The organism is Alkalibacter mobilis (assembly GCF_015594845.1).
Classification (GTDB): domain Bacteria; phylum Bacillota; class Clostridia; order Eubacteriales; family Alkalibacteraceae; genus Alkalibacter; species Alkalibacter mobilis.
Genome location: NZ_JADNRK010000010.1, coordinates 19,854 through 43,657 on the forward strand (window position 1 = coordinate 19,854; position 23,804 = coordinate 43,657).

At 37.5% G+C, this 23,804-nt stretch carries 27 protein-coding genes and 1 other annotated feature; of the genes, 2 read left to right on the forward strand and 25 right to left on the reverse strand.

Annotation, left to right across the window (positions count from 1 at the left end; genetic code table 11):
- Positions 1-105 precede the first annotated feature (105 nt).
- The 15 genes from IWB18_RS06815 to IWB18_RS06885 all read right to left on the reverse strand — a co-directional run bounded on the left by IWB18_RS06815 (position 106) and on the right by IWB18_RS06885 (position 12,699).
- The gene (locus IWB18_RS06815; RefSeq protein WP_195682871.1) at positions 106-1,494 is read right to left on the reverse strand and encodes a glycine--tRNA ligase; all 1,389 of its coding nucleotides are present in this window, start codon (positions 1,492-1,494) and stop codon (positions 106-108) included.
- A 47-nt stretch (positions 1,495-1,541) separates the two neighbouring features.
- Positions 1,542-1,704 (reverse strand) — a binding site (T-box leader).
- 44 nt (positions 1,705-1,748) lie between these two features.
- A complete protein-coding gene (gene recO, locus IWB18_RS06820; protein WP_195682872.1) occupies positions 1,749-2,492 on the reverse strand; it encodes a DNA repair protein RecO in 744 nt (247 codons plus the stop codon).
- 4 nt (positions 2,493-2,496) lie between these two features.
- A complete protein-coding gene (era, locus tag IWB18_RS06825; protein ID WP_195682873.1) occupies positions 2,497-3,399 on the reverse strand; it encodes a GTPase Era in 903 nt (300 codons plus the stop codon).
- Positions 3,389-3,814: a cytidine deaminase gene (locus IWB18_RS06830; RefSeq protein ID WP_207740770.1), complete on the reverse strand. Its 426-nt coding sequence runs from the start codon at positions 3,812-3,814 to the stop codon at positions 3,389-3,391. The genes era and IWB18_RS06830 overlap by 11 nt, the downstream gene beginning before the upstream one ends.
- A complete protein-coding gene (locus tag IWB18_RS06835; RefSeq protein WP_195682874.1) occupies positions 3,802-4,182 on the reverse strand; it encodes a diacylglycerol kinase family protein in 381 nt (126 codons plus the stop codon). The genes IWB18_RS06830 and IWB18_RS06835 overlap by 13 nt, the downstream gene beginning before the upstream one ends.
- 4 nt (positions 4,183-4,186) lie before the next feature.
- A complete protein-coding gene (gene ybeY / locus IWB18_RS06840) occupies positions 4,187-4,630 on the reverse strand; it encodes an rRNA maturation RNase YbeY (protein ID WP_195682875.1) in 444 nt (147 codons plus the stop codon).
- A 3-nt stretch (positions 4,631-4,633) separates the two neighbouring features.
- Positions 4,634-6,697, reverse strand: coding sequence for an HD family phosphohydrolase (locus IWB18_RS06845; protein ID WP_195682876.1), 2,064 nt, complete (start codon positions 6,695-6,697; stop codon positions 4,634-4,636).
- Complete coding sequence (locus tag IWB18_RS06850; protein WP_408626608.1) at positions 6,633-7,670, reverse strand: PhoH family protein; 1,038 nt, start codon at positions 7,668-7,670, stop codon at positions 6,633-6,635. The genes IWB18_RS06845 and IWB18_RS06850 overlap by 65 nt, the downstream gene beginning before the upstream one ends.
- Before the next feature lie 105 nt (positions 7,671-7,775).
- Positions 7,776-8,222, reverse strand: coding sequence for a GatB/YqeY domain-containing protein (locus IWB18_RS06855; RefSeq protein ID WP_195682877.1), 447 nt, complete (start codon positions 8,220-8,222; stop codon positions 7,776-7,778).
- 11 nt (positions 8,223-8,233) lie between these two features.
- Complete coding sequence (gene rpsU / locus IWB18_RS06860; protein WP_195682878.1) at positions 8,234-8,416, reverse strand: 30S ribosomal protein S21; 183 nt, start codon at positions 8,414-8,416, stop codon at positions 8,234-8,236.
- 130 nt (positions 8,417-8,546) lie between these two features.
- A complete protein-coding gene (locus tag IWB18_RS06865; protein ID WP_195682879.1) occupies positions 8,547-8,888 on the reverse strand; it encodes a histidine triad nucleotide-binding protein in 342 nt (113 codons plus the stop codon).
- An 11-nt stretch (positions 8,889-8,899) separates the two neighbouring features.
- Positions 8,900-10,204 (reverse strand): tRNA (N(6)-L-threonylcarbamoyladenosine(37)-C(2))-methylthiotransferase MtaB, encoded by a 1,305-nt coding sequence (gene mtaB, locus IWB18_RS06870; protein WP_195682880.1) that lies wholly within the window; start codon positions 10,202-10,204, stop codon positions 8,900-8,902.
- A 13-nt stretch (positions 10,205-10,217) separates the two neighbouring features.
- The gene (locus IWB18_RS06875; RefSeq protein WP_195682881.1) at positions 10,218-10,952 is read right to left on the reverse strand and encodes a 16S rRNA (uracil(1498)-N(3))-methyltransferase; all 735 of its coding nucleotides are present in this window, start codon (positions 10,950-10,952) and stop codon (positions 10,218-10,220) included.
- 7 nt (positions 10,953-10,959) lie between these two features.
- Entirely contained in the window at positions 10,960-11,901 is a 942-nt protein-coding gene (gene prmA / locus IWB18_RS06880; protein ID WP_195682882.1) for a 50S ribosomal protein L11 methyltransferase, read from the reverse strand.
- Positions 11,902-12,006: 105 nt separating this feature from the next.
- The gene (locus tag IWB18_RS06885; protein WP_195682883.1) at positions 12,007-12,699 is read right to left on the reverse strand and encodes a TraX family protein; all 693 of its coding nucleotides are present in this window, start codon (positions 12,697-12,699) and stop codon (positions 12,007-12,009) included.
- Positions 12,700-12,854: 155 nt separating this feature from the next.
- Here IWB18_RS06885 and IWB18_RS06890 point away from each other — a divergent pair, with 155 nt between their 5' ends.
- A complete protein-coding gene (locus IWB18_RS06890) occupies positions 12,855-13,124 on the forward strand; it encodes an ACT domain-containing protein (RefSeq protein WP_195682884.1) in 270 nt (89 codons plus the stop codon).
- An 11-nt stretch (positions 13,125-13,135) separates the two neighbouring features.
- The gene (locus tag IWB18_RS06895) at positions 13,136-14,497 is read left to right on the forward strand and encodes a PFL family protein (RefSeq protein WP_195682885.1); all 1,362 of its coding nucleotides are present in this window, start codon (positions 13,136-13,138) and stop codon (positions 14,495-14,497) included.
- Here IWB18_RS06895 and IWB18_RS06900 read toward each other — a convergent pair.
- From IWB18_RS06900 to IWB18_RS06945, 10 genes are all read right to left on the reverse strand, one after another.
- Positions 14,494-15,300 (reverse strand): regulatory protein RecX, encoded by an 807-nt coding sequence (locus IWB18_RS06900; RefSeq protein ID WP_195682886.1) that lies wholly within the window; start codon positions 15,298-15,300, stop codon positions 14,494-14,496. The genes IWB18_RS06895 and IWB18_RS06900 overlap by 4 nt on opposite strands.
- Positions 15,301-15,302: 2 nt before the next feature.
- Positions 15,303-16,628, reverse strand: a complete 1,326-nt coding sequence (locus tag IWB18_RS06905; RefSeq protein WP_195682887.1) for a thymidine phosphorylase — start codon at positions 16,626-16,628, stop codon at positions 15,303-15,305.
- 2 nt (positions 16,629-16,630) lie between these two features.
- Positions 16,631-17,260 carry a hypothetical protein gene (locus IWB18_RS06910; protein WP_195682888.1) on the reverse strand — a complete coding sequence of 210 codons (630 nt, stop codon included), beginning with the start codon at positions 17,258-17,260 and terminating at the stop codon, positions 16,631-16,633.
- A gap of 107 nt (positions 17,261-17,367) precedes the next feature.
- A complete protein-coding gene (locus IWB18_RS06915) occupies positions 17,368-18,108 on the reverse strand; it encodes a selenophosphate synthase (RefSeq protein ID WP_195682889.1) in 741 nt (246 codons plus the stop codon).
- Positions 18,105-18,704, reverse strand: a complete 600-nt coding sequence (locus tag IWB18_RS06920) for a histidine phosphatase family protein (RefSeq protein WP_195682890.1) — start codon at positions 18,702-18,704, stop codon at positions 18,105-18,107. The genes IWB18_RS06915 and IWB18_RS06920 overlap by 4 nt, the downstream gene beginning before the upstream one ends.
- A gap of 25 nt (positions 18,705-18,729) precedes the next feature.
- Positions 18,730-19,449 (reverse strand): adenosylcobinamide-GDP ribazoletransferase, encoded by a 720-nt coding sequence (cobS, locus tag IWB18_RS06925; RefSeq protein WP_195682891.1) that lies wholly within the window; start codon positions 19,447-19,449, stop codon positions 18,730-18,732.
- 8 nt (positions 19,450-19,457) lie between these two features.
- The gene (cobU, locus tag IWB18_RS06930; RefSeq protein WP_195682892.1) at positions 19,458-20,009 is read right to left on the reverse strand and encodes a bifunctional adenosylcobinamide kinase/adenosylcobinamide-phosphate guanylyltransferase; all 552 of its coding nucleotides are present in this window, start codon (positions 20,007-20,009) and stop codon (positions 19,458-19,460) included.
- A 1-nt stretch (position 20,010) separates the two neighbouring features.
- Positions 20,011-21,507, reverse strand: coding sequence for a cobyric acid synthase (locus tag IWB18_RS06935; RefSeq protein ID WP_195682893.1), 1,497 nt, complete (start codon positions 21,505-21,507; stop codon positions 20,011-20,013).
- On the reverse strand, positions 21,504-22,757 hold the full coding sequence (locus IWB18_RS06940) for an ABC transporter ATP-binding protein (RefSeq protein ID WP_195682894.1): 1,254 nt from the start codon (positions 22,755-22,757) through the stop codon (positions 21,504-21,506). Before IWB18_RS06940 ends, IWB18_RS06935 begins: the two co-directional genes overlap by 4 nt.
- The gene (locus tag IWB18_RS06945) at positions 22,758-23,786 is read right to left on the reverse strand and encodes a FecCD family ABC transporter permease (RefSeq protein ID WP_195682895.1); all 1,029 of its coding nucleotides are present in this window, start codon (positions 23,784-23,786) and stop codon (positions 22,758-22,760) included.
- Positions 23,787-23,804: the final 18 nt, after the last annotated feature.

Sequence of the window (23,804 nt, forward strand, 5' to 3'; positions counted from 1 at the left end):
GACACCTCCCAAGGTTAAGTATGTTCTATTATTAAGTTTTAACACGTATAAAGTATAACATATTTCTCAAATTATTCTACTACATTTTAAAGTTTTTTTGTGTTTTTAGTATGCAATTTTCTCAGCTATGTAATTTTTCAATTCATTTATGTTCACCCTGATCTGATCCATTGAATCTCTATCCCTGACAGTAACTGTACCGTCTTCCAATGTATCAAAATCTATTGTAATACAATATGGCGTTCCGATTTCATCTTGTCTTCTGTATCTTTTTCCTATACTACCGGCCTCATCGTAATCTATCATAAAATCTTTTGACAATTCTTGAAATACTTCCAAGGCTTTATCTTTTAATTTTTTGGTAAGTGGTAACACTGCGCATTTAAATGCCGCCAGTGCCGGGTGGATCCTCAATACTGTTCTGGAGTCATTTTCATCGATTTGTTCATTTTCAAAACCGTTGCACAAAAATGCCAAAAGTACTCTGTCAACGCCCAATGACGGTTCAATACAGTAAGGAATGTATTTTTCATTTGTAGTGGGATCAGTATATTTTAGATCTTTGCCGGAATGCTCCATATGCTGTTTCAAATCGTAATCTGTCCTGTCGGCTATACCCCACAGCTCTCCCCAACCAAAAGGAAATTTGAATTCAAAATCTGTTGTTGCATTGCTGTAATGTGACAATTCATCATCAGAGTGGTCTCTTAATCTTAAATTTTCTTCTTTAATTCCCAATCCCAATATCCAATTCTTACAATAATTTTTCCAGTAATCAAACCACTCCAGGTCTTCTCCCGGTTTACAGAAAAACTCTAGTTCCATCTGCTCAAATTCTCTTGTCCTAAAAATAAAGTTTCCAGGTGTTATCTCATTTCTAAATGATTTTCCAATTTGAGCTATTCCAAAAGGTATTTTTTTTCGGGATGATCTTTGTATGTTAGCAAAATTGACGAAAATCCCCTGAGCAGTTTCCGGTCTCAAAAATATTTCATTTGCAGTGTCTTCCGTGACTCCTTGAAAAGTCTTGAACATTAAATTGAATTGCCTTATTTCCGTATAGTTTAAAGCTCCACAATTTGGACATTTAATGTTGTAATCCACGATAAAATCGTACATCTTGGAGTTTTCCCATCCGTCTACAATGATTTCCTTTTGATTTGCAATACCAAAATCTTCTATTAGCTTATCAGCCCTATACCTGGATTTGCACTCTTTGCAATCCATAAGCGGGTCATTGAATCCGCCAATGTGACCAGAAGCTTCCCATGTTTTTGGATTCATAAGAATTGCAGAATCTATTCCGACATTGAATGGAGATTCCTGAACAAATTTTTTCCACCACATTTTTTTGACATTGTTCTTTATTTCAACACCTATGGGACCGTAATCCCAACTATTTGCCAAGCCTCCGTAAATTTCAGAGCCGGGATAAATAATTCCTCTCATTTTGCATATGCTTACAATTTCATTCATACTTAGTTCTGCACTCATTTCAAACCTCCATTATATTTTTTAAAATAAAAAATCCCCTGCTCCTGGCAAGGGACGGTATGACCGCGGTTCCACCCTAGTTGACCATTTGGTCCACTTTTAATGAAGATGCTCAAAAGCTCCCTTCAAAAGATTAAGCTGAAAAGCTCCCACCGTCCTTTTCTCTCTAAAAACCAATCTCTTTCTACTCTTCTTTTTCATAGCATCGTATTAAATTTTCGTTATTATAAGTTAACAAAATTTTTGCTGCTTTGTCAAATGTTATTTGCAATAAATTCAAATGATTTGATTCTTCTTCCTACATGACTTTCCAGTATCTTATTTAATATATCCGAAATGTACAACCACCTTTGGGGGATTTTATCCATACATATCAATGCTTTCAATGATGATCTATGAATATTTTCCAGATATGATATCTCTTCTCGATTTAAAATATAAGAAGCACCATTTGTCTTGAGGCAATCTTTACATAGAAACACGCCTTCTGAAGGCATCAAACCTGATAAATCGGAAGGTTTCCCGCAAATGCCGCACTCTGAGAAGTTAAGTCCAAATCCCAATGCTGACAAAAATTTTAATTGAAAGGCGAGCAGCACAATATTATCGTCTTTCAGCGAATTGCTATTCAAAAAGTACAACAGATTCAATGCCATTCGCAAAACCTGATAATCGGATTCGTAATTCTCAAATGAAAGATCAATTGCTTCGACAAAATATGCCGCCTTGGATAATTTACCCAAATCATTTCTTAATTTGTGAAAAGACTCTACTATCTCAGCTTGATTGAGATAAGCAAAGCTCCTTCCTGTGTAGTATACGAAGTTACTGTAACAAAAAAGCTGGGTGGCCCCCATAAATGCGCTTTTGGGATTTCGTGCTCCTTTGACCATGGCAGTTATCTTACCGTGTTCTTTAGTAAATAATGTTATGATTTTATCGTTTTCACCGTAATTCATGGATTTGATAACCAACCCTGCCGCCTTGTCCATAGCCATGTTTTTACCTGTTTTTGTCCTGGTTATAACCAAAGCTTCTTAAGTCAAAGTCTTTGTCGCGCCAGTCTTCCTTGATTTTTACCCATAGCTGAAGATTGACCTGCGTTCCCAACAGATTCTCTATGTCTCTTCTGGCTTTTGTGCCAATTTTTTTGAGCATGGAACCGCCTTTTCCTATAATTATACCCTTGTGAGATTTTTTTTCCGTGTAGATAGTTGCCTCTATATCGATCAGCGAACCTTTTTTTCTTTCTTTCATGGACATTATTTCCACAGCTATTCCATGGGGTATCTCTTCATCCAAGCTTTGCAGGGCCTTTTCCCTAATCAGTTCTGCAACTATTACCTTTTCCGGTTGTTCCGTGATCATGTCCTCGGGGAAATACATAGGCCCCTCCGGAAGATACTTTTTCATTATCTCCAATAGTCTGTCAACATTTTCTCCTCTATCAGCACTGATCGGAACTATCTCATCAAAATAATCATATTCCTTCATTATGTCTATTTTCGCTAATATTTCTTCTTTTTTTACCAGATCTATTTTATTCAATACAAGTATTTTAGGAATATTAATATCTTTCAATGCTTCAAGTATGAACTTATCTCCCGGCCCCGGCGCTTTCATATCGTCGGTTAGAAACAATATCAAATCCACTTCTCGCATAGCCGACGTCGCTCCGTCTACCATGATGTTTCCCAGTTTATTTTTGGGTTTGTGTATCCCGGGTGTATCTAAAAATACCATCTGATAATCATCAGTCGTATGTACACACCTGATCACATTACGGGTCGTCTGGGGTTTGGAGGATATAATTACCATTTTTTCCCCCAATATATTGTTCAATAGCGTAGATTTTCCTACATTAGGCCTACCTATTATGCTTATAAATCCTGATTTAAATCCCATCTTGAACCTCTTCCATATCTTTATTTGTAAAACTGTTGGGTAAAAGCTTTCCTATTGTGGTAAGCTTCGCTTCTCCATTTTTATTCATCAAAACAATTATTATATCATCACCAAACTCTATTAAAACCTGGCGACAAATGCCACAGGGATACAGGTGCTCTTTAGTGTCGCCTGAAATGGCTATCGCCTTGATATCAGTATGCCCCTCTGAAACCGCCTTGAAAACAGCGGTTCTTTCAGCGCAGTTTGTCGCTCCATAAGATGCGTTTTCCACATTGCAACCGCCGTAAATTTTCCCATCCCCGGTCATGACAGCAGCTCCTACCTTGAATCCGGAATAAGGTACATACGCATTTTTCTTGCTCTCTTGTGCGACCTCGATCAACTCTTTAAAATCCTGATTTATCTTATCCAATTATACAACACCTCTACGATTCTGTGAAAAAATACCAAGTACCCTACAAAAACAGCTACAATGGCATTTATCAGAACTGCGCCTGCAGCAACATCTTTTGCAATTTTTGCCTTTTCGTGATAGTCTTCCGTAATCATGTCCACAACCTTTTCGATGGCGGTATTAAACATCTCGCTTGTAATAACGAGACTGAACGTTATAAATAGCCCCGTCCATTCCACCATGTGTATATCAAAATACATTCCCGCAGCAATAACCAACGCTACAAAAGTAAAATGAATGCGCATATTCCTTTGGGTTTTCAGACAATAAGATATACCTTCGTATGCATATTCAAAACTCTTTATTATTGATCTAACAGGCTTCATCCAATCACCTTTTCAATTCAAGAATATCCATTATCTCTTTTTCTTTGGATCTCATGACTCTTTTGTCATCTTCCTGCATATGGTCGTACCCCAAAAGATGCAACATGCCATGGGCTGTCAAGTAACTGATTTCTCTCCGAAAATCATGCCCGTACTCTTCAGACTGCTCAACTGCCCTCTTAAAACAAATAATGATATCTCCCAACTGAACCGGTTCAATATCTCCTTCTTCATACATGGGAAAAGACAAGACATCGGTCACAGAGTCCTTGGAACGATAGTCCCTGTTCAACTTTTTGATTTCCTCTTCTGCAACGATGGAAATTGCCACTTCGTAGTCAAACGTAAATTTTTCGATTTTAATTGCAGCTTCGACCGTTTTATTGATAAGGTCAACAAGTTCATCGTCGATTGTTTCGTCGGTTCTATTATCGATGAAAATTTCCATATCTCAACTCTCCTTCTTTTCTTCCATTTCCGGATATTCGATTCGTTGGTGATAAACGCTGTTCAGCACTTTTATGAACACTTCTTTGATCGTCTTTATTTCCTTCAAACTAAGATTACAATCATCGAGCATGCCGTCATTTAATTTTTTCTGAAAAATCTTCTCAACCCTATCGATTATCTTTTCTTCATTTATACCTTGAATACTCCTCACAGCAGCTTCAACAGAATCAGCTAGTGCCAAGATCCCCTCCTCTTTTGAAATGGGTCTGTGCGCTTCATATTTAAATTTATCGATTTCCGGATTTTCTTTGTTTTCAACGGCTTTATGATAAAAGAATTCGATCGCACCATCGCCATGATGTGTAAGAATAAAATTTCTGATCTCGTATGGTATCTTAAATTCTTTTGCCATTTCATAGCCTTTGGTTACGTGATTTTTTATGATTTGGACACTCTTCTCAGGTGATATATAGTCATGGGGATTAATGTCACCCATTTGATTTTCGGTAAAATAAACCGGCGACAGACTTTTACCTATATCATGATAGTAAGCGCCAACTCTGACAAGCAAAGAATTAGCGCCAATTTTTTCAGCTGCATTCTCTGCAAGATTTCCTACGATTATACTGTGGTGATACGTTCCCGGTGCGTTGTTCATCAGTTTCTTCAATAAAGGGTGGTTTGGATTTGCAAGCTCCATCAACATTATAGGTGTTGTAATGTCAAATGCATATTCCCATATGACCAGGGTTCCTAATGTAAGAATTGCAGAAATAACGCCGTTTACCGTCCCATAGGCCATATCTATAATTCCGTTTAGACCAAAGTTGTGATTTATCAGATTATACGACCCTATCAATACAAGATTTGTAATTGAAACCAGCGACCCTGTTCTTAAGACATCTGCTCTTTTGGTGATTTTTATCATCCCAATAGCACCTATATATCCATTTAAAAGATATAGAATTATTTGGATAATATTCAAATTTGATCCAAATGCAGAAATTATCACAAAAAATACTGTTGTCGTAATAGCCAGTCTCTTGTCAGTGAGTAAAGCTATAGTCATGGCCATCATGCTGACAGGAACCAGATACGGAGAAAATGCACTTATGGGAATAGTCATCATCACCATGAAAGAAAACATGATCACCACTATGGCAAATCTGCTTTTATCATTCAATATGAGAACTTTATAAAATTTTTTGAGATAGATATAGTATATCCCGAATATCGTCACCAGCAGAGTGAACACTCCGATTATCAAATACGGGTCATCCAGATAACTGTTTCTCATCATATTATTGGAAACCAACAAATCGATTTTTTCTGAAGAAAGTATCTCCCCCTCCTCAACAAGAAGTTCTCCCTCTTCATATGTGACTGTTTGCACCTTGCTTCTAGCATCTTCTACTGCTTGCTGAGTCTTCTCAACATCCAATATCATGTTTGGTTGTATAACTTTGTTTATGATTTCCATACCCAGAGATTCATTATACAAGTCCCTTTCAGCTATTAAATTTCTAGCTTCTTCTTTTTTTGTCTCCACATCTTGTATATTGATCTCATCAGCATAAAGTCTGTCCAATGTCTCAAGTACCGCATTTTCGACTTTGTTGATTTCTTCGGAACTCAAACTGTTTAAAGACTCGAAAGCCACATCGGACAAATCCATATATCTTGTTCTTAATTGCGTGATTACGTCTTCTGTTAATTCCTGAGATGAGACCACACTAAAAAAACCTTCGATCGTTTCTTTTATATTGGTATTGACATCATCTATTTTTGTATATATCTGTTCAACAGATGCCGCTGCTTGAGATTTCAGCTTTTCCGTAGTTTTTTCGTCCACGATCGTTGTAGGTGCAAATATATTTTCGGTCGCTACATCCCCTTGATCGTAATTATAGTTGGGTGGTAAAGCTAAAAACACCATTATAGCGTAAATCAACAAAAATCCGACCAATGCCGTAAAAATCTGAATATTAAATTTTTTAGAATTATTTGTCTTTTTTGTTGAATCCACGATGCTGCTTTTCTTCTCTTTGATTTTTATTGTTATCACCACTCGTATTCTTTTTAATGTTTTCGTATGCTTCGTAGGCATTAATAATCTTTTGTACCAATTTATGTCGTACAACGTCTCTTTGAGTTAAAAACACAAAAGATATCCCTTCTATGTCTTTCAAAATTTTCGTTACTTTGACCAAGCCCGAAATCTTTCCTCCCGGTAAATCTATCTGTGTTATATCTCCGGTCACGATAGCTTTTGAGCCAAACCCCAATCTCGTCAGAAACATTTTCATTTGTTCGGGTGTGGTGTTTTGAGCTTCATCCAAAATTATAAAGGAATCATCCAGGGTCCTTCCCCGCATATATGCCAAAGGTGCAACCTCTATCAAACCTTTTTCCTTCAATTTTGCAAAGGTCTCAGCACCTAGAATATCATAAAGTGCATCGTATAGAGGCCTGAGATATGGATCTACTTTGTCCTGAAGATCCCCCGGTAAAAATCCCAGGCTCTCACCAGCTTCCACAGCAGGTCTCGTTAAAATGATCCTGCTTACTTCCTCTCTCTTGAATGCTTTTACCGCCATTGCCATTGCCAAATATGTTTTTCCGGTTCCTGCCGGTCCAATTCCAAATATGACTTGATTTTTTTCAATGGCTTTTATATATGACTTTTGTCCCAAGGTCTTGGGCATGATTTTCTTGCCTCTGGCCGTGTAGCATACGATCTCGTTTAAACTCTCAAGATCTACTACTTCCCCTTTTTCCGCCAAATCTATTATATATCTTAAACTTTGTTCATCAACCGGTCTTTTCGCTTCGATCATTTCTATCAAAGCTTTAATTACACTTTCAGCTTTAGCCAAATCAACTTCATCGCCCGTAAGTTTAATGTTGTTGTCTCTTGTATTCATTGTTATGTTCAGTCTTTTCTCTATTTCCTTTGCATGTTCATCAAATTTCCCATACAATTTCATAACGGTCTCAGCATCATTGACAATTATGTTCTTTTCCGCAGCTATTTCCAAACAACGTCCTCCTAAAATAGAATTTCAATAAGATTATATTAACACATGAAGGAGATTTATTCCAATATAAACAAAAGCTACCGAATTAACGGTAGCTTTCAATGCTTACGCATTTAGAATTTCTTTGACGCATTTGTTGATAAGGGCACCATCGGCTTTACCTTTAACTTTCGGCATTACCGCTGACATGACCTTACCCATGTCTTTAACTGATGTAGCACCCACTTCATCGATGGTATCTGACACGATCTTTCTAACTTCTTCTTCTGTCAATTGCTTTGGGAGGTAATCCATCAAAATTTCCAATTCCTTCCGGGCCTGATCCACAAGATCGTCCCTTTGAGCCTTTTCGAACTCTGACAAAGAATCTTTTCTTTGTTTGACCTGTTTGGATATTACCCCCAACACGTCTTCATCAGAAAGTTCTGTCTTGTTGTCCTTTTCATTTTGAAGTATCGCAGCCCTGACCATGGTTATGGTCGCTTTTCTAATACTGTCTTTCTCTTTCATTGCTGTCTTCAAATCTGACATCAATTGATCTTTGAGTGACATTTTATCACCCCTTATCTTACTTTCTTATTTCTCTTTCTGGCCGCCTCGGATTTCTTTTTCCTTTTAACACTTGGCTTTTCGTAATGCTCTCTCTTTCTAATTTCAGACATTACCCCAGCCCTGGCAGTTTTCTTTTTAAATCTGCGAAGTGCATTTTCCAATGACTCGCCATCTTTTATTTTAACTTCAGACATTTTCCACCCTCCCCTCTACTACAATAATGCAACAGAAATAGTAATAGTTTTGTAGCGGGTATTTACAACAACTAGTATTATATATCAGCATCATGACTTCTGTCAATATAACTGTTCAACTTTGAACCTATTAACCTGGAGGCCATGAGAGACTTCTTCCACCGAGCAAATGATAATGCAAATGGTCCACTGTCTGACCACCGTTTTCTCCACAATTGTTGACCAATCTAAATCCAGAATCTACTATGCCAAATTTAACAGCAAGCCTGTTTGCTATGATGTGGATTTCGGATATTATGTTGTTCCCTGCGGATACCGTCAATATTGATTCATAATGTTCCTTGGGTATGATCAAGACATGGATCGGCGCTTGAGGATCTATATCCTTGATAGCTATTATGTTGTCATCCTCATAAACAATTTCCGCAGGTATTTCTTTTCTAGCTATTTTACAAAACAAACAATCTTCCATAAAAATCCTCCTTAGTTCACTATTTTTCCAAATAGGACCCCATTATTGATCCTGCATAATTCAACTTTTAAGATGCGAGACTCGATATTTGCATCCGAACATGCCTGAACTGTCAAATAATTCTTTGTGTGACCTTGAAATGTATTAGTTGCATCAGACACTTCATGTTCAAATAGAACTTCTACCACATTGCCCAGATATTGTTTTTCATAATCAGCTTTCATCTGTTTTGCCAATTCCATCAAAGTTGCACTTCTTTGATCTTTAACTGTTTCATCGACCTGATTTTCATATTCAGCCGCTGGAGTGCCTTCCCGTCTAGAATATTTAAAAACATGCATGTCAGAGAATCCTATCTTTTTAACAAACTGAAGAGTTTCTTCAAAATCTTCCTGGGTTTCTCCCGGGAATCCTACCATTATATCTGTAGTAATAGAAGCGTCCGGATAAAACTTCCTTATGTTCTCTATGACTTTCATGTATTCGTCTTTATCATATTTTCTTTTCATGTCTTTCAAAGTTTTTTGTGATCCGCTTTGGAGCGAAATGTGAAAATGATCACACAACTTGCCTATAGATGTTAATTGCTCAACAAATTCTTCAGTCAATACAGTCGGTTCCAATGAACTGATCCTGATTCGATGGAGATCTTCCAATGTATCCAGCTTTTCAAGCAACCCCATCAAATTTATATTGCCAAGATCTTTTCCATATTTGGAGATGTTTATTCCTGTAAGCACCAACTCAGTATTGCCGTTTGCTATCATTCTTTTAGCTTCTGAAATAATATTTTCAGGCCTTCTACTTCTCACGGGACCCCTTGCATAAGGTATAATGCAATAAGTACAAAATTGATCGCAGCCTTCCTGGATTTTTATAAATCCTCTCTCACGACCATGGATATGATTGATTTCCAGTTCCTCGTATTCCCTAATCTTCATAATATCCTTTACTGCATTGATCCTCAAGCCTTTTGATACGGCTTCTTCAATATACGAGATTATTTTATGCCTATCGTTGTTACCGATGATCAAATCTATCTCCGGCATTTCCTCCAATTTTTCACTTGCAGTCTGAGCGTAGCATCCGCAAACTATGATAAAAGCCTCCGGATTATTTTTTTTTGCACGTCTTATCATTTGCCTGGATTTTTTATCACCCAGATTCGTCACCGTACAAGTATTTATTATATATACGTCAGCCTTGTCATGAAAATCTATGATTTGATAGCCTTCACTTTCAAGCAACTCCATTATTGCTTCACTGTCATATGTGTTTACTTTGCACCCCAAAGTATGTATGGCGGCTTTTTTCATTTAATTCCTCCCATTACAGTTCGTATCTATACACCAACATCGCCATCAGCGCCATGGCTGCGGTTTCCGTTCTTAATATTCGTTTTCCCAAGCTAATGGGTTTTCCCTCACATTGCTGCAGCTTTGCTATTTCTTCCGAAGTAAATCCACCTTCTGGTCCTATAATTATACCTATTGAGCCAGGTCTTTTGTTTTCTTCCATTAAATCCTTCAATGTCACGGATCTTTCATTTTCGTATGCCACAAGCTTTAGATCATCATTCTTTATTTTTTCAATCATTTTCTGAAAACTCAATATCTCGGTCACTTCAGGAATCATTCCTCTGCCGGATTGTTTTGCAGCCTCCATTGAGATTTTATTCCATCGTTGAATCTTTTTATCTTTATCAGAAGGCAATGATACCGTTCTTTCAGTGATTACTGGAGTGATTTTGTCTACCCCCAGTTCCACGCATTTTTGTATCGTCGTATCCATCTTATGACCTTTTGACAAACCCTGATACAAAGTTACACGAACATCCATTTCTGCATCATTACGTATTGAATCAACAATAGACAGCAATGTTTCCTTTTTATTGATTTCATCAATTTCACAAATATAATCGTTGGATTTCCCATCACAGATCACAACCTTTTCCCCGACTCTCATTCGCAAAGATTTGGAAATGTGCATGTGATCTTCGCCCGTGATGGTTATTCGACCGGATTCCAAATCGATAAAGCTTTCATCTATAAAAAATCTGTGCATATCACACCTATTTCTTTCTGGCCACTACTGAGGCCCAGTCATTCAGCTTTTCAATTTCAACGATTTCGAATCCCTCTGCGGTAACCTTGTCGACGACATCATCGAGTTTATCGATTATGATTCCAGAAGAAACAAAAAGTCCGCCCTTTTTGAGAAATGGTTTTATTTGATCAGTCAGGTTTATTATCACTTCTGCCAAAATGTTTGCAACTATCACATCAGCCTGCTCATCTATTACATCCATCAAGTCACCTTCCCTGACTTCGATCAGATTTTCAAGGTTGTTCTTTTCTACGTTTTCGCGGGCTACCTTGACTGCCATTGAATCCAAATCGACAGCTATGACTTTTTCACACTTTAACTTTCCTGCAGCCAACGCAAGGATTCCGGATCCACACCCAATGTCTATAACGACATCTCCAGCTTTAACGTATTGCTCAAGATTTCCGATGCATAGCTGAGTCGTTTCATGAAGTCCTGAACCGAACGCCATACCAGGGTCGATTTCGATTACCAGATCTCCTTCTTCCTTATAATAATTCTCCCAAGTGGGCTTGATAATAAAATTATTTCCTACTTTAACCGGCTTATAATATTTTTTCCATGAATTAGACCAGTCTTCCTGATTTACTTCAGTTATCGTAAGCTCACAACTTCCCGGGTTCAAACCACACGAAGGCAAAGTCTTCAGTCTGTCTAATATGGAATTGATTTGTTCAAAATAATCAGTGGTCTCGTTCAAATAGCCCTTTATTATCGTAGTTTCAGGATCCATTTCCAACAATGATTCGTCATAATAATCCCAATTTAAAGGATTGTTTTTTTTCATGATAAACAAGTCGTTCGGCGATTCTATAACAACTCCCTCCGCACCTTCTTCATAAAAAATATTTGATACAGCTTCTTCGGCTTCAGGTGTTGTCTTGATTTGAACTTCGATCCACTTCATTTTAGCGCCTCCATTTGATTTCCATAAGTAATATCTACGGTAATTATATTAAATAAACTCTCCAAAATCAACAAATGCAATTTTGGCATAACTAACATTATAATATTAAAACATCATATTGTAAATTAAAATCAACAACATCATATGAACAGGATAATAAACATAGAAAAATCCCTTGGGCAATTTTATACTTATTTTAATCTTTGAATGTATTAGAAAGACCGCCAGAACAGAAAAAATTTGAATGCTCGTAAAAGCATATAATACATTGTATCCGTTGATATGCAACCTTATCATCTGATAAGCCAAAGTTAAAATCAAGATTAAAGTCGACTGGCATACTGGACTTGAAAAAAGATAAAATACCAAAACCATTCCAATTCCGTATAAACCGTAATCAAATGTGAAACCAAGATATTCAAGTACTATTAAAGGAATAACCACTGATGTCAAACTTATCAAATATTTTTTATTATCGATCAAATACAAAAAAAACAGTGAAAAGAAAAAAGTAAAAATAACATTTTGGTAACGCGGGTTGCCATAGATGGCCATTGAAAACAAATAAAATGGCACGATGGATAAAACCGCAAAGCCTCCTAATCGGACAAGGTATCTTTTTATATTGCTTGTATGTTTAAATCCCAAGGCTATATGATAAGCAAATATCGGAAATGCAATCCTTCCGATTATTCTAAAAAGTACTTGATTGGGAAAAAATAATGCGCCTGTATGATCTATGGTCATTGCCGCCACGGCAATTAGTTTTAAAATATCATTTCGTTTGTTTTCGTTCAAACAAAACCCTCCTAAATAAGCATGCAATAGATTTTCTTTTGATTTTTACAGTTCAGTGGTATAATGTTATAAATTTATTATACTTAATTTAGAGCTCAAATGATATAAGCAGCTCTTTTTTAAAATACACTAGCAAAATCAATCGGAGGTAAAAAATGAAAGTAATAATAACAGTAATAGGAAAAGACAAACCAGGGATCATTTTCAACGTATCAAAAATCTTGTTTGAAAATTCTGTAAACATCGAAGATATCAGCCAAACAATCATGCAGGACTATTTTACGATGATGATGTTGGCAGACATGTCCAATGCCAGTTCAGATTTTAATTCAGTTAAGTCTTTGCTCGAAAAAGCCGGAGAAGATATCGGCGTTTCCATTAAGATTCAGAGACAAGAATTTTTTGAAAGCATGCACAATATTTAGGAGGAAGTTCAATGACACTATACAATAGTAATATTTTCGAAACCGTAAGAATGACCGAAAAGGAAAACCTTGATATTCGAACTATCACAATGGGCATTTCGCTTCTCGATACGATTGATTCTTCCGGTGAAAGATCAAGACGCAAAATCTACGACAAGATCACCACGCTTGCTGAAAATCTTGTAAAGACCGGTAATCAGATAGAAGAAGAATTTGGGATCCCAATTATTAACAAAAGAATTTCAATCACTCCAATATCCATCATTGCAGCAGCAAGTGATGATAAGAACTATATTAAATTTGCACAAATTTTAGACGATGCTGCAAAAGAAGTCGGTGTGAACTTCATAGGCGGATACTCTGCACTTGTTCAAAAAGATTTCACCAACAGCGACAGAGATTTCATCAATTCCATTGCTGAAGCCCTGAGTGTCACTGAAAGGGTCTGCTCGTCAGTAAACGTAGGCAGCACCAAAACCGGAATAAACATGGAAGCAGTAAAAATTATGGGAAAAGTGATAAAAGACGCTGCTTATCTGACCCGGGACAATGACTCCATAGGATGTGCCAAACTTGTAGTCTTTGCTAATGCGGTCGATGATAATCCTTTCATGGCAGGCGCTTTTCACGGAATTGGACAAGGTGAAGCTGTACTTCATGTAGGCGTCAGCGGTCCTGGTGTTGTAAAAAGTGCTTTAGAAAAAGTCAAAGGGGAGCCGTTGGACATAGTTGCTGAAAACATCAAGAAAACCGCTTTCAAAATTACACGCGCCGGCGAACTTGTGGGTAAAGAGGCTGCAAAGCGACTTAATGTTCCATTTGGGATCCTGGATCTGTCATTGGCACCCACTCCTGAAATCGGGGATAGCGTTGCGAGGATCCTTGAAGAGATCGGATTGGAAAGTTGCGGTACTCATGGTACCACTGCAGCATTAGCCATGTTGAACGATGCAGTTAAAAAAGGCGGAATTATGGCTTCATCTTCAGTAGGAGGATTAAGCGGTGCTTTTATCCCCGTTAGTGAAGACGAAGGCATGATCAATGCAGTTAAAAATGGCTCTATAACATTTGACAAACTTGAAGCTATGACCAGTGTGTGTTCCGTAGGTTTGGACATGATTGCAGTTCCTGGCGATACATCTGAAACCACTATCTCTGCAATTATTGCAGATGAAGCGGCAATAGGCGTTATAAACAACAAAACCACTGCTGTAAGAATCATTCCCGTACACGGTAAAACAGTAGGCGATATGGCTCACTTTGGTGGTCTGTTGGGCTATGCGCCCATTATGAAGTTGAATGATTTTTCTTCTGAAGCATTCATAAACCGCGGAGGTAAAATTCCTGCTCCGGTCCACAGCTTCAAAAACTAGATTTGATCATCCAGTTCATCAATATGCTTTTTTATATTATCGAAATCGTAACCTTTTCCAAGAAGTGCCTGGATCAATCTTGCTCTCAGAGCATAGCCTTCCAGGCCTTTTTTTTGATACTTTGAAAGCAATTGCAGTATCGTCTTATTCAATCTGTTTTCAAATTCTGTTGAATTTTCGTCTGATTTTTCAACCGCTGAAAATACACTTTTGAGAATGTCATATCTAAAGCCCTTTTCTATTAATCGTTTGGATATTTTGTCCAATTTAAGCTTATAGGGATCTTTTGAATATTTCTTGTTCAGTTTCAAGGTGATTTTTAATGCTTTCTCTATTTCTCTATCTTCCGAACAAATTTTTTCAATGTGCTTTTTACAAACTTCTTCGTCGATTCCTCTTTTAATAAGATCCGCAGCGATTTTTTTTATCGGATTTTCTGTAAATTCATTCTTATCCAGAATATATTGTCTTGCGTATTCGTCGTCATTTACAAGCTTGTATTCTTTCAACTTGGAAATGGCGTTTTCTATTGCAAATCCAGGGAACTCTTTTTTCTCAAGATATGTTTCTATTTCCTTTTGTGTTCTATTTTTATATGATAAATAATTTAGAGCCTGAATATAGGCTTTTTTGTTACTGCTGGATACGAGAATCTTTTCTAAAAGCGTTTTTTCAATGTCTTGTCCTTTTTTTAATCCACTTGAAACTAGGGTTTCATAGTCGATTTCAAACTCGCCATAATCATCTATCACCAAGATAAATGTTTTTCCGTTTTTTAAAGGTTTGATATCTGCTATTTTCATGATCAAAACCTTTCGATCCCATCTTTTGATACTTGTCCCAAAATCAATTTTCCTGCAGAGATTTTAGCATTTGATATTTTAATGGCATCGAATACTTTCTTAACAGCATCGTCCAGTCTTGATTTATCATTAAAGTATATTTCTGCCAATATTTCATCCTTGTCAACATGATCCCCTACTCTTTTGTGTAATATAAGACCAACTCCCGGATCGATCTTACTTTCTTTATTTTCTCTTCCTGCACCTACAATCAAAGCAGCCTGCCCAATCATTGAGGCATCGATTTTATTTACATGACCTTCAATAGAACTTCGTACTTCATATTTATATTTGCCAACAGGCAATAATTCGGGGTTTTTTATCATGTCTGTGTTCCCACCTTGAGCAAAAACAAATTCAACAAACTTGTCATAAGCCTTTCTGGTATCAATACTTTCCGTTAAACGCTTCATTGCACTCTTAGTATCTTCAGCTTCTTTTGCCATAATCATCATTTCGGCCGCCAAATGAATCGACAAGCTTAACAACGCTCCTCCACTTTCGCCTCTTAGCACTCTTATAGCCTCTCTTACTTCCAAAGCATTACCTACTGAGCTTCCCAACGGCTCATCCATATTGGTAATTAGTGCCTTTGTATGTCGACCCATGTCATTGCCGATATCCACCATGATCTTTGCCAATTCGAAGGCCTCTTCCTGAGTTTTCATAAAGGCTCCAGATCCAAATTTTACATCAAGTAAAATTGCATCAGACCCTGCAGCCAATTTTTTACTCATTATACTGGATGCAATCAATGAAACCTGATCAACAGTAGCCGTGACATCCCTAAGTGCATATATTTTCTTATCTGCGGGAGCAATCTTTCCAGTTTGTCCTGCTAAGGCGATCTTGTATTTGTTAACGTTTTCGACAAATTCGTCTTTAGAAAGATTGGTTTTAAATCCTTCAATAGATTCCATCTTGTCTATAGTTCCACCTGTATGTCCCAACCCTCTTCCTGACATTTTAGCCACAGGTACACCGCAAGATGCCAGGAGAGGGGCTAATATTATTGTTGTGGTATCCCCAACACCACCTGTAGAGTGTTTATCTGTAATAATTCCTTTAATAGCTGACAAATCCATAATTTCTCCAGAGTTCATCATTGCCTTGGTCAAACTTACAGTTTCTCGCATGTTGAGACCGTTGAAGTATATACACATCAACAAAGCTGAGATCTGATAATCCGGGATTTGATCATTGGTAAATCCATTAACGAAATATTCGATTTCCGAATCTGTCAGTTCATCGCCCTCTCTTTTTTTGATTATTATATCGTAAATCCTCATATCTAGACCCCCTTGGTCAAATATTCAAATCTATTTGTTGCCTCCCTGTCAGACCATTTTGTTATTACTTTATCATCGTAACTTGTAACCAGAGTATTTGTTTCCATGTCGTAGTTCCAAATCAAAGATCCTTCTTTGTATTGCCCTGAAATTGCCATCTCTTCTATGACCCTCGGATTATCCTCGAAAAATTCTTTGTACAACTCTTTCAAAGTCCTGTCGTGGTATCCCTTTAAATCTAAGGCCATTGCCTTTAACATCCATTCGTGACTGTCATAAAAACCTATCAACAACTTAACCAAGTACTTGCGATTTATGAATATCGTCGTGTCTTTACCCAGTTCCTTATTTTGAGGATCCAACTTATAGAATCTGTCAGCATCTATGCCTACGAAGCCCTTTTCGTCAAATCGTTCTCTTAGTATATCTACAAAATCCGCATCACTGATCATTCTTAAAAAATTGTCACAATCCTCATCATCCAATTCATCATCTTCATCTGCTGCAAGAATAATGTCGTTAAAAACGTCTCGATTGATCCACACCCAGTCTATTTTTTTTATGTCATCGAATCCAAATACTTTTTCCACTGGTGACCTTTTGATCATGTTAGTTATTCTTAAAGAATCCATATACATCTCCTTTTTTACTTCCTTTGTTACATATTATCATTTGAGAGAATATTTTTCATTAGTGTTCCATAAAAAAACAAACCCCCTAAGGGATTTGTCCGACAATTCTACTCAAAAACGCCAATCAATTCATTTTGAATTTGATTTTTTGACAGTAGCTCTCCAAGGTATTGTAAATTTCCAGTAATGAGAAAACATGTTGCGGGGCCCGCAGAAATTTGTAGATTGGCCACGATATTTTTAGATAAAATCAAATTTAGACCATTTGTTTTTTGAATCTCACGCAATTCATGAACAATACCTTTAGATCCAACCGGCAATATGTCCTTCACCTTGGTATCTTTGGTCAGAATCTTCAAATACTCCAGAGTTTTTATGTTATCAAGATTATTCAAAACTTCTTCTCCCATGTATGGAGTTCCGATCAAAAAACAAGCATCACCGGAATTTAGGATCATGATCTCCCTGATTTTCTTTTTTGCCTTTCCTATAACGGTTATACCTATGCCCGTTTGACAAACCGGAATATTTTCTTCAGTACTGCCAGTTATATGACATTTTTCAAAACCAGATTCTTTCAGAGCTCTTTCTATTCCCGCCAACGTTTCTTCGCCATAATTTTCCATTTCGTAGCACAGATTATTTACCAAAATAATTGGTTCGGCACGATATGCCATGATTTCGGCTAAAACAACTACTGCTGTAAAATACCCTGATACCTCAGCAGAACATTTTACAATGTCCATTTCTCTCGGACCAATGCCTCCCAATGAATCGCATGCTAAAATCAGCTCTAATTCTTCTGAAATCTCCATTCTAGTCAAATCCCTGAACTTTTTTACGTTCATTCTATTTCGGCCATCCTTGTCAAACGATTGATGATGCCAAATCCATTTTCATAGTTTATTTCCACCAAACCTGCCAGTGGGATAAAAAAGTGCCATCTGTGAGTGATATCCAAATCCAACAAATGAGTCAATATGCTTTGTATTGTTCCCCCGTGACACACTACAAGCGAAGAGCCTGGTTGATTTTTAATAGAATCAGTGAACGATGCAATTCTGCCGTGAAATTCAGTGAGACTATCTCCGTTTGGAATTTTATAATTTATATAATCTTCATTCCATTTTTCCCAATATTCCTTTTTGTCAGTGGAGATCGTTTCAAATGTAAGGTTTTCAAAAATACCAAAATTCATTTCAGATAATTCATTTCTAAAATCAACTTTCATGTTTTTTCTTTCTCCAACTGTGCATGCAATCTTCTTTGCCCTTGATATAGGGCTGGAGTAAATTTTATCGAATTCAATTTCTTCCGAGAGTTTTTTTGTAATTATTTCAAATTGTTTTTTTCCTTTTTCAGTATAAGAAGTTTCAGTGACTCCAGCGAATCTGTTTTCGATATTCCCGGTTGTCTCCACGTGCCTGACCAAATAAAATTTCATATAATACCTCCTCGCTAAATTTGCATCACATAAGAAAATAAGCACTGATTATAAAAGCTGCTTGGGTTGTTTCGATTATCATTCCAATAGTATCACCGGTAGTACCACCTATTTTCCGTTCGATCCATTTTGTCGAAATGAAAGCAAAAACTATTGAAAAACCAACTGGAATCAAGTACTTTATTCCAAAAACAAGAGCTAATGCTACTGTAAATAAAATTGAAATAAAAGCGTGTTTCAGCTTGGTTTCCTGCACAAAACGGCCACCCAGATCCAGTCTTTCCTTGGCATAGGAAGTCAAGGAAGCAGAAATTATTGCACCGCTTCTGCCGGCAACCGGCATGATCAGTATTATGAAAGGGTCTGCATATTTTAAGAATGTAGTGAGCAGGGCAAATAATACAATTATGCCAAGTACTCCAAAAGCACCTACTCTGCTGTCTTTCATGATTTCAAAAACCTTTTCCCTGTCCCTATTGCTTAAGAGTCCATCCATGCTGTCCATAAATCCATCAATATGCAAACCCCCGGAAATCAGTATGTATGCAAATGTCAATGTCAAACCCCTTATGTCTCCATCTACATTTTTAAGCAATAGATTCAAAAGATACAAAGCAGCTCCTATCAACAAACCCACAATAGGAATCAATCTCATGGAATCATAAAATTCATCCTCAGACACTTCACTTTTAATATTTATTGGAATTCTGGTATAAAAACTTACTGCTACCAACAATTTTTTCATAACGGCTCCTATTTGAGTTTCATCTCGATACCGCTGACAACTAAATAAACTTCGTCAGCCATCGAAGCAACATATTGATTCATTCTTCCTGCTATATCCCTGAAATAATTGCCCATTTTGTAAGCAGGTACCAGCCCCATGCCCAATTCATTAGTTACAATGATCATCTGTTTATTATCTGAAAGTCGAAGAAGATCCTCCACCTCTTTTTTTATATCTTTTTCAAGTTTATCAACATCCTCGGGAGTACACTCGTCAAAATCCATTTCGCTATAAAACATAAGATTTGTGATCATCACAGTTAAACAGTCGACTAAAAGCAATTCGCTTTTTTTATAAGAATCCATATTGAATACATTCTCGAAATCTTTATATTGTTCGATCGTCTCCCATGAACTCGGGCGTTGTTCCCTGTGTTTTTTAATTCTATGTTCCATTCCGTCATCAAAAGGTATGGAGGTGGCCACATATGCCACATTTTCAAATTGTCGCGCGATTTTTTCCGCAAAGGTGCTTTTTCCGCTTCTTGCCCCTCCGGTCACCATAATGATTTTTCCCATATTAAGCTTCTCCTATTCCCATAATGCTCATGATTTTATTAACATTCAGATTATCCTCAAGCAATTTTGCCAATTCATCGTATTGGCGATCCTTGAATTCATTGAATGATTCAGCTTTTTTACTGCCTGCAATTCCTTTGCTTTTTCTTATGAAATTTAAAATAGTGTCTCGTAGATTGTCATTGTCAAATATACCATGAAGATAGGTTCCGATCACCATCCCGTCATCTTTCACTATGCCATCTATTTCACCGGTTTCCAAGTGTACAAAGTGTTCTCTTTTTTCTTTATAATCAGTGACACCCATGTGAATCTCATATCCTGTAACGGATCCCTCAAGCTTTTCACCCATAAATGTACCGTTGAGCTCACCGGTTACCTGCACGGTCCTCTTCTTGTGCGATATATGGGTGACTGCCTCTATCAGACCCAATCCTTCAATTTTATCAATTGAAGACTCGTGGGATTCATCATCAGTTATAAGGCTGCCAAGTATCTGATATCCCCCGCATATTCCAAATATGGGAACTTTTTCTTCATGCAAACGCAAAATCTTTTCCTGCATTCCGGATTCTTTTAAAAATACCATGTCTTCTATAGTATTCTTGCTTCCTGGTACAATCAAAAGATCAATGTCTTCGAAATCGTAGATCGATTTCAAGTACTTGATCTTAACATCTTCTTCCATTTCAAAAGGGGTGAAATCCGTAAAATTTGAAATGTGCGGAAGTCTGACGACGCCTATGGTAATTGCCTTCGTATCTTGATGTGCAAAACGCAGAGAAACGCTGTCTTCATCATCGATATGCAACCTGAAATAAGGGATCACTCCAAGGCAAGGAATATTGATTTTATTCTCAAGCATGTCTATTCCCGACTGCAACAGACTTACGTCCCCTCTGAATTTGTTTATAATAAAACCTTTGACTCTAGCTTTTTCATCATCCTCGAGCAACATGTAAGTCCCATAAATGGATGCAAAGACTCCACCTCTGTCTATGTCTCCGATTATTATAACGGGACTGTCACACAATTCCGCCATCCCCATATTAACTATGTCATTTTCTCTAAGATTTATTTCTGCTGGACTTCCAGCGCCTTCCAAAACAATACAGTCAAAATCTTTTTCAAGTGTTCTGTACGTTTTTAATACTTTGTCGGCCAGTTCAGGTTTGAATTCATGATATTCTCTAGCATCCATGTTTTTGTGAACCTCTCCCAAAAGAATCACCTGGGAGCCAACATCTGAAGAAGGTTTAAGCAAAATTGGATTCATTTCAACTCGTGGTTCAGTTCTAGCAGCCTCAGATTGAACTACCTGCGCTCTTCCCATTTCTTTGCCGTCTTTGGTTATAAAAGAATTTAAAGCCATATTTTGAGACTTGAACGGTGCCACGTTTAATCCTCTGTTATTTAATATCCTGCATATTCCTGCAGTTAGAATGCTCTTACCTACTGATGATCCAGTTCCTTGCAGCATGACGTTGGGTTTCTTCATTTCCGCTCTCCTTTACATATTAATTCAACAAATTCATCGTAACTTTCCAAATATTCAAATTGCTTTGTGTTTTTCAAACTTTCAAGGATTTTCTCAGCCTTTCCCTCTGTATAATCAAAAGGTCCATCCCTTTTTATCATAAATATCGGGCAATCAGCGTGAGTCAATGCTTGTAGATTTTTTAAATTTCCACTGCCAAAAGGCACATCGGTGACAAGAATAAAGTCGGCCTCTTTAATCAGCTCAATATTTTCTTTGTGAGTCTTATCATCGATTTCAGAAAAGGGTTTTCCTTCTACCGTTGTAATTTTAAGCATCTTGCAAATCTCCCAATCGCTATCACCCTGATTTACAACACCCGAGCTTAAATCGACCCCAAGCGAATTGAGTCTCTCAAGGATCTGTTCTCCACTTCCACCGCCCCCTATTACGTGGACCTTGACTCCTTCCATGGATTTCTTTTCTTTTATTACTCTTATGGGTATCACTTCTTTTGAAGATAAGAGATTGTTATTTCTTACAAGCATTTCCATGGCGTAAACCTTGCCCAAAATTTTTTCATCCACTACGTAATCAGGTGGTCCATCCGCCAATACCTTTTTTTCATTGAGCAGAATGAGTCGATCGCTAAAACGTGCGGCCATATTTATATCATGTAGAACCGCCAGAACAGTTATTTTTTTGTTTTTGTTCAACATTCTTACCAGTTCAAGTACTTCCAACTGATGATGAACATCCAAATGAGATGTGGGCTCATCAAGGAGAATTATGTCAGACTGCTGCGCTATAGCCCTGGCTATTATTATCCTTTGCCTCTCACCTCCGCTTAATTCATTGAAGTATCGATCTTTAAGTTGCCACGTGTTAGTCATCAGCATCGCTTCATTTACAACTTCATAATCCTTGACAGGATCCTTGTCTTTACCGTATTGATGAGGATTTCTGCCCATCATCACTATATCAAATGCATTAAAATCAAAGTCAATGTTGAATTCCTGAGGTACCACGGCAATCAGTTTTGCCCGTTCTTTCCTGCTTATATTGCTGTTTTTCCTACCATCGATACAAATAACTCCGTTTTTGACATCGATCAAATCCGTTATGGCTTTGATCAGAGTAGATTTTCCTGTTCCATTAGGTCCAATAATGGATACGAACTCACCTTTGTTGATTTCAACATTCAAATTTTCAAGTATTATTTTATCTCCGTAAGCAACAGTAATATTTTTTAAACTTAATTGAGACAGCACTTATATCGCCCTCCCCTTCTTTTGTTTGAGCAGGTAGATAAAAAACGGTCCTCCAAAGAGGGAGGTGATTATTCCCACCGGGATCTCCTGACTTGCAAGAGTTCTTGCCAAAGTGTCGCAAAATATCATGAAAATCCCCCCACCTATGAAACTGTACGGGATCAATCGTCTATGTTTGGGACCTGTAACAATTCTAACTATATGTGGGATTATTAAACCTACAAAACCGATAATGCCAGTGACGCTAACCGCAGCCGCAGTTACTACAGCCGTTACCACCAACATGTGCCTCTTAAGTTTTTCAGTATCCACACCCAATTGAGCCGCAGTATCTTCACCCAGAAGCATAATGTCCAGCTCTCTGTGCTGTAGATAAATGAAAACTGCTCCAAATCCAACGTAAGGCAATACAACAAGCAGCTGAGTCCAACTTTTGGCATTGAAGCTTCCCATGGTCCAAAACAACACCCTGTTGAGTTGGTCCGAAAAAATCATCAATAAAGAAACCAAAGCAGATAAAAACTGGCCGATGGCGATCCCACTGAGCAACAAAGTATTGACTGGCACCTTGTTTCCCACCCTTGAAATATTGTATACAAGAAAAAGAGCTGCAATGGCTCCAATAAATGCCATGATCGATACGCTGTCCAATCCCAAAAATCCAAAAGAAAAGTGGAATACTATACCGATTGTAGCACCAAGCGCCGCACCTGAGGATACCCCCAAAATAAATGGATCTGCCATAGGATTTTTAAAAATGCCTTGATAAGAAGCACCACAAACAGCCAGACCTCCTCCAACAAGAAGCGCCAAAAGGACTCTAGGCAATCTGATCGACCAGACTATAGTTCTTGAAGAAGCTCGAATACCTTCCAAATCAGGATCAAATGAAGGTATATGATCCAACAATATTTTTATTGTGTCAAAAAATGAAATCTCCGCAACGCCGATGGTGGTTGCCGTTACAACGACAACCACCACCAGTAGAGCGGCGATTTTCCATAAATGTTTTTCTGTAAAGCGCTCCATGGCAAATCCCCTAACTAT